We start from the raw sequence: 6683 nt of genomic DNA on the forward strand, positions 1-6683 counted from the left end.
AGATGTGTATAAGAGGCAGATTCATAGATGGGGTGATTGCCATCATTATCACTATCATGGTGCTGGAAATCAAAGTACCGCATGGGTTCGATTTAGCTGCGCTACGTCCACTAATCCCGGTATTTATGAGCTATGTGTTGAGTTTTATTTATATCGGCATCTACTGGAACAATCACCATCACCTACTACAAGCAGTCCGACACGTTAATGGGCGTATCCTTTGGGCGAATTTGCATCTGCTGTTTTGGTTGTCGCTAATCCCCTTCGTCACTGGTTGGATGGGCGAGAATCACTTTGCTCCTATACCAGTTGCCCTTTATGGTACGGTGTTGTTGTTGAATGCGATCGCTTACTTTATTCTGACTCGCATCCTGATTTCTTACCACGGCAAGGATTCGACTCTAGCGATCGCAGTTGGTGAAGATTTCAAAGGAAAAGTATCAGTAGTTGTCTATGCTGTGGCAATTCCACTTGCCTTAATCAACTCATGGTTTGCCTGTGCATTGTACGCTTTAGTCGCAATCATCTGGCTGATCCCCGATCGTCGCATTGAGAAAACTCTCGCACCCTAAACTAATTACGAATTACGAATTACAAATTACCTACAAGTGCAATACCTAAACACAAAAAATATCAAAACAGCAAAACCAGTCGCGGCATAAAACACACTACTAATTCCGCCAAAAGCAAAGGCATAACCCATAAGTAACGGGCCTAATGTTTGTCCTAATCCATAGAATGTCCCGTTTACCGATATAATTGTCGCCAAATATTCTCTTGGTGCTAAATCTGCTAAAAGTGCTTGGCTACTAGGAAAACCGATACCAAGTCCAATCCCAAAAATTGTACTTGGAATTAATAGTAACCAGATATTTGACACAAAGGGAACTATTAACATTGCTAATGCATAGAAAACATAAGATGCACTCATTAAAGTTGTGGCAGGAAATCTTCTCGCTAATCTACCTAACTGGGAAGATGTAATCGTAATTGCCACGGAAACACTAGAAAGGAGCAATCCAATAATTGTGGGTGGCGCTTTAAAGGTATCGTTAATCAGTTGTGGTAAATATGTGACATAAGCACCATAAAGAAAAACAAAGTTAGCAGCACTGGCAATAAAAATTCCAAATAGCTGACGATTTTTCAGAACTTTTATGGCATTACTCAAATACTCTTTGAGGTTACGCTCGCCTTTTGGTTCGGGATTCTTAAGTGCAAACAACACCCACAACCCAAGAGGAATCGCTAATATGGGCAACATAAAGGGATAATACCAGCCCATTGTAGCTAATGCACCACCGATTATTGGATAACTTGATGTGCCGACACTGCTGATACTGGCACTGTAACCCATTGCCGTAGTCCGTCTGTCTCCTGTGTATAAATCGCTAATTAAGGTGATACTCAAAGAAAGCAAAGAAGCAGCACCAATTCCTTGCAGCAAACGCAACCATAGTAATAAATTAAAATCGCGGGCGAAGGCGCAAGCAGTACCAGCTATGCCAAATATAAATAGTGAAGGAACGATAATTCTCTTTCTGCCCAATCTATCGGCAAGAATACCAATAATTGGCCCTAAAATCAGAGATGGGAATGTAAATGCTGTAATCAACAAACCCAAATTTTTCGGGTTAATATTTAAATCTTTAGCTAACTTAGGAAAAGCAGGAGTCACGCTAGAAACTCCAATAACAGCAATTAGTACAACTGCACAAATAATCTGAAAATTTAGCTGTCGATAAACTGGTTTCTGTCGTTCAGATTGGCTGTTATCTTCTGGTAAATGCACGATCAAACCCTGTGTATAAATAATTATGAACGCGAAGCGTCTCAAGAGATGCTTCGCGTTTAGTTGCTAAAAAAGTGCCTAATTGATTGTCGTCTTAAGCTGCAACTTTTTCCTCAAATGGTTTAAAGGTTTTTTTGCTAGCACCGCAAATCGGACATTCCCAGTCTTCAGGAATTTCTTCAAAAGGTGTACCAGGCGCAATTCCCGAATCAGGATCGCCAGCAACGGGATCGTAAATCATGCTGCATTGTCTACAAATCCATTTCCGAGTTTTAGGTTCTTCACCAGCAACCCTGGTTGCTGCTTGTCCACCATTTAATACTTCTAAGGCTTCAGTGTAGCGATCGGCGTGATAATTTTCGATGAATTTTAACAAGCCAAAACGGTGAGCAGCTTCCCGAAATGTGTTGGCATGATCGGTAGATTCTTGAACTTGTTTGAGAAATTCTTCAGCTGCCGGATTGTCGCGATCGCGTTGGGCATCGGCGGCAAACTCTGGATACATTGTGGTATATTCGTAAGTCTCGCCTTCAATTGCCAAAGATAAACAGCGAGATACAATTTCCCGCTTTTGTTCATCAGTTAAAGCCGTTGCATCTTCTACCACAAGTTCTGGATGTAGTAACTTAAAATGTGCAAAAGCGTGTTCAGTTTCTTGATCTGCTGTTTCTTTAAAAAGTTTCGCCAAGTCTGTAAACCCAAGTTGACGCGCTACATCTGCAAAAAACAGATACTTCCGATTTGCCATCGATTCACCACCGAAGGCTGCTTCTAAGTTTTGAAGTGTAGTAAAGTTGGACAAATCCATAATTTTTTAATGCCTGATAAGTGATATTTAGTGCAAAAGCACAGACTCTACAACCGGATAATCAGCCGTTATTTGTATAAGTTATAAATGCTTTATACAAACTTTGTCATGGGAGCATCCACTTTTGGCGGATCGCCCTCAGACTAGAAGTCTGGGGCTATACAAACTAAACCCGCCTGCGCGGGTTTCAGAGAGTCCGCGTAGGCGGACTTCGTTTGTGTAGCCGCGATTTCCAATCGCCCGGTGTTTCTTCCAAAAGTAGATGCTCCCCTTTGTCCCGTCTTTAGCAATCCGTTTTAATCGAAAGCCAGCACGGCTGTGTTCTCCTACTTGGACAATTATAAAACCGAAAAATTGTGCAACTGACAAATTATATTTTTGATTTAGAGATGGCTGTGATTGCTTTAATTTGTCTGAAGTTCTAAAAATGGATAGTCGGTGTATCCTGTAGCATCAGGGGCATAAAATGTTTTTGGATCTGGAGCGTTCAAATGTGCATTAAATTCTAAACGTTTTGGTAAGTCAGGATTAGCAAGATATAACTTGCCAAAAGAAACTAAATCTGCATTGCCACTAGTAAGAATGCTATCTCCTGTTTGGCGATCGTAGCCACCATTAGTAATCAAAGTACCTTGGAATATTTGCCGAAAGTAGGGTGTAACTGGGTTCATGACTTCGCGGGTTGCTAAATCAACTTCGTTTGGTTCCATCAGGTGAAGATAGGCAAGTCCAAAGGGGTTAAGAGCATTGATTACATAACCAAAAGTTTCTTGAGGGTTAGAGTCATGCATTCCATAAAAAGTGTTACTTGGCGAAAGTTTGATACCAACCCGGTTCCCACCCCAAACGCTAGCGACTGCTTCCACAACTTCTAACAGGAATCGGCTACGCTTTTCTATTGAACCGCCATACTCATCTGTGCGCTGGTTAGAGCCATCTTGGAGAAATTGGTCGATTAAATAGCCAAATGCACCGTGAAGTTCAATCCCATCAAAACCAGCCGCCAAGGCATTTTCGGCACCTTTGCGGAATTGCTCGACAATCTCGGAAATTTCTGGGGTTTCTAAAGCACGGGGAGTTTCCAACGATACTTTACCTATGGGTGTGTGAAGTGAGCCAATTCCAGCGATCGCACTGGGAGCAACTGGCAATTCTCCATCAAGTAAAGCCGAGTGAGAAACTCTCCCAGAATGCCAAAGTTGCAAAAAAATTCTGCCCCCTTGTTCGTGTACTGCATTAGTTATCAACCGCCAGCCTGCCACTTGTTCTTCTGAGTAAATTCCTGGGCAGTTAATGTATCCTAAACTCAGAGGTGAAACCATTGTACATTCGGTAACGATCAGCCCAGCACTAGCGCGTTGGGTGTAGTAAGTTGCCATTAGCGAGTTGGGGATGCTTGCAATTGCCCGTAAACGTGTCATCGGTGCCATTACGATTCGGTTTGGTAGGGTGTAAGGGCCAAGCTGAACTGATGTGAAAAGATTGATATTGGAATTCATAGCTTAAATTTCTATTACGGTGTTGCACATTACTGACTGAGGTTTTAAAACGGGGATCGTTAGGAGAGCTTTTCCTTACGAGATTCCACCGTTGACACGGATGTTTTGGCCAGTGATCCACCTAGCTTCGTCGCTAGCAAGAAACGCTACTACATCGGCGATTTCTTGCACATCTCCCAGTTTGCCAAAAGCCGCCATTTGGGCTAAACGATCTATCTGTTCTTGTGTTTTGCCTTCTCGGAATAGTTCTGTATCGGTGGGGCCAGGAGAAATAACATTAACTGCGATCGCCTTTGCACCTAATTCTTTAGCTAGTACCCGCGTGATTTGTTCAACAGCACCCTTGGTTCCTACATAAGCGCTATAAGTTGGCAGCATCATCGCCGTAGTAGATGAGGAAAAATTGATAATCCGTCCTCCTTCTGATATATGTTGCGCGGCTTGTTGACAAGCAAAATAAGTGCCTTTGACATTAATGGCAAAAATTGCGTCGAAATCTTCTTCAGTCACCTCAGTAATTGGTTTATAGAAAGCAATTCCGGCATTGTTGACCAAAATATCGACTTTACCAAAACGTTCAAGTGTTTGTTCAAATAACCTTTTGATGTCGGGTACTTTGCTAATATCAGCTTGGATAGCGATCGCTTCTACTCCCAACTTTTCAATTTCTGCGACAACTTCTTGTGCTTTGCCTGCATTCCCCGCATAGTTGACGACAATAGATGCGCCGTTACCAGCTAACTTGAGTGCGATTGCTCGTCCAATTCCCCGCGATGAACCAGTGATAATTGCAACCTTCCCTGTCAAAGATGCCATAGATTAATTGAGTTTAATTTTGGTTAACTAAAGTGATTATCTATTGTTAAAGGTACTGTCCCAAGGTTAAATTTAGCGATCGCTGCTAAAACTGCCGACTTCATTCCAGTCAAAATCCCGCCAGTGAATTCAAGTAAATCTCAGGCGGGAGAAATGAAGCTAAGGTCACTGAGCGGCTTGCCCTGAGCGGAGCCGTACCCCTCCGGGGAAGCAAGCTACGCGTAGCGTCCCGTAGGGAAAGGAGTCGAAGTGCTACTCCCCTTAATTAAAATTTTGGAACGATCGCAACACCATCCCTGAGATTGAGCAACCCTGAAATAATAACTTTATCTTCTGGCTGTAATCCTTCAAGAACTTGGTAATTATTACCTTTGATCTCGCCTAGCTTTACTCGCCTTTGCCGAGCTACTTGTTGGGATACACCTTGGGAAGATGTCTCGGTTGCAACTACATAAACAAAAGTGTCTCCACCGACACGAGTCATTGCTGTTGTGGGAATTAAAACTCCGGGGCGCTGATTCCAGAACACTCTAGCCCTAACCAATTGATCTGCACGTAGCTGACCGTTAGTGTTATCAAACAGTGCTTTAATCAGTATCGTTTGTGTTTCATTGCTGGCATTAGGTGCAATAAAAAATATCCTACTTCTACCAAGCTTTTGACCTTGCGTGTTCATCACCTCTACTGGCATACCCTTACGCAATTGGGGCCCTTGCTGTAGCGGCACAGAGATATTCACTTCTAAAGGTCGATTTTGCGTGATATTAACTAATGGTGTAGAAGTATTAACTAAATCACCGACTTTCACAGGGATGTTGCCAACTGTGCCACTAAAAGGAGCGATAATTTTGTCAGACTGGGGCTGTTGTGTTTGAGTATTTACATTAGATTGCTGCAAGGATTTTTCAGCCTCTAAGATGGTGGCTCGTTGTGCTTGAATCCTGGAATCAATTGCATCGAGACTAGTCTTAGCATTAGCGAGCCGATTAGCAAACTGATTGCTAGTCTGTCGAGACACGGCTCCTTGTTCAGCTAGGTTGACAAACTTATCGTAGTTCTGCTGGTACAATTGCAGATTCGCAACGTAGGATGGTCGTTCTGCTTCTAAAGATTTGAGCGTGGCGCGGGCATTTGCCAGTTGCATTAAAAATGCTTGAGGCACAGGATTATTCCTAGCGATCGCTGCCTGTGGTGTAGGATCTACTTGGAGAATTGCCGCTCCTTCGACAATTGGATCTCCCGATTTGACAAGTATCTGGGTAACTTGACCCTGAATTCTCGGCTGGAGCGTGACTGAGCGCAAGGATTTTAGACTAGCAATAAAATCTGAACTTTCCTCAATTATGCCGCTTTGTACTGTTGATATTTTGACTCTTACCCCTTGAGGTTGAGCGTTAGTAGCTGAAGGTGCTGAATTTTGTGGAGTGAATAAACGCCATAGAGTTGCTCCGCCCCCTAACAATAGGAGTCCGGCTAAACTCAACCAAAGCCACCGCCGTTTTCCAGAAGGTGGCTCAAATGACGTTTGTGGAGTTTTTTCTCCAAAATCAGTTTGAGGCTCAGGGGATGTCATGGCTTTTGAGGAACTTAAGGAACAAATTAACTAGAATTCAATCAAAATTTCATCTGTCGTTCTTGAAATTACTGATTTAGCATGAGGTTTTGTGGCAAATTATGTGTTATCTCATCCAAATATACAGTTTTGATGATTCTGTCTAAATCTACCGAAAGGTGAATCCGCTCCTTAAATTTCTGACTTCAACTGTAT

Annotated in this window: 7 protein-coding genes; 1 reads left to right on the forward strand and 6 read right to left on the reverse strand. The window is 42.7% G+C overall.

The genetic code is table 11. The features are described 5' to 3' along the window. Positions 1-2: 2 nt before the first annotated feature. Positions 3-572, forward strand: coding sequence for a TMEM175 family protein (locus IQ229_RS07790; protein ID WP_194042668.1), 570 nt, complete (start codon positions 3-5; stop codon positions 570-572). Positions 573-598: 26 nt separating this feature from the next. Here the strand turns inward: IQ229_RS07790 and IQ229_RS07795 are convergent, their stop codons facing one another. The 6 genes from IQ229_RS07795 to IQ229_RS07820 all read right to left on the reverse strand — a co-directional run bounded on the left by IQ229_RS07795 (position 599) and on the right by IQ229_RS07820 (position 6488). Next, positions 599-1792, reverse strand: coding sequence for an MFS transporter (locus IQ229_RS07795; RefSeq protein WP_194042669.1), 1194 nt, complete (start codon positions 1790-1792; stop codon positions 599-601). A gap of 94 nt (positions 1793-1886) precedes the next feature. Next, positions 1887-2600, reverse strand: a complete 714-nt coding sequence (locus IQ229_RS24650; RefSeq protein ID WP_194042671.1) for a rubrerythrin family protein — start codon at positions 2598-2600, stop codon at positions 1887-1889. 138 nt (positions 2601-2738) lie between these two features. Beyond that, the gene (locus IQ229_RS07805; RefSeq protein WP_194042673.1) at positions 2739-2969 is read right to left on the reverse strand and encodes a hypothetical protein; all 231 of its coding nucleotides are present in this window, start codon (positions 2967-2969) and stop codon (positions 2739-2741) included. Between the two features lie 35 nt (positions 2970-3004). Beyond that, positions 3005-4099: an alkene reductase gene (locus IQ229_RS07810; RefSeq protein WP_194042676.1), complete on the reverse strand. Its 1095-nt coding sequence runs from the start codon at positions 4097-4099 to the stop codon at positions 3005-3007. Between the two features lie 75 nt (positions 4100-4174). Then, a complete protein-coding gene (locus tag IQ229_RS07815) occupies positions 4175-4915 on the reverse strand; it encodes an SDR family oxidoreductase (protein WP_194042678.1) in 741 nt (246 codons plus the stop codon). A gap of 265 nt (positions 4916-5180) precedes the next feature. Beyond that, entirely contained in the window at positions 5181-6488 is a 1308-nt protein-coding gene (locus tag IQ229_RS07820; RefSeq protein WP_194042680.1) for an efflux RND transporter periplasmic adaptor subunit, read from the reverse strand. Positions 6489-6683 lie beyond the last annotated feature (195 nt).

The sequence above is a fragment of the Nostoc cf. edaphicum LEGE 07299 genome (genome assembly GCF_015207245.1).
In the GTDB taxonomy this organism is placed as follows: Bacteria; Cyanobacteriota; Cyanobacteriia; order Cyanobacteriales; family Nostocaceae; genus Nostoc; species Nostoc edaphicum_B.

What these genes read in the sequence shown, in the direction of transcription:
- IQ229_RS07790 (WP_194042668.1), top strand. Translation starts at nt 3, where the DNA reads ATGTGTATAAGAGGCAGATTCATAGATGGGGTGATTGCCATCATTATC.
- IQ229_RS24650 (WP_194042671.1), bottom strand. Translation starts at nt 2,600, where the DNA reads ATGGATTTGTCCAACTTTACTACACTTCAAAACTTAGAAGCAGCCTTC.
- IQ229_RS07810 (WP_194042676.1), bottom strand. Translation starts at nt 4,099, where the DNA reads ATGAATTCCAATATCAATCTTTTCACATCAGTTCAGCTTGGCCCTTAC.
- IQ229_RS07815 (WP_194042678.1), bottom strand. Translation starts at nt 4,915, where the DNA reads ATGGCATCTTTGACAGGGAAGGTTGCAATTATCACTGGTTCATCGCGG.
- IQ229_RS07820 (WP_194042680.1), bottom strand. Translation starts at nt 6,488, where the DNA reads ATGACATCCCCTGAGCCTCAAACTGATTTTGGAGAAAAAACTCCACAA.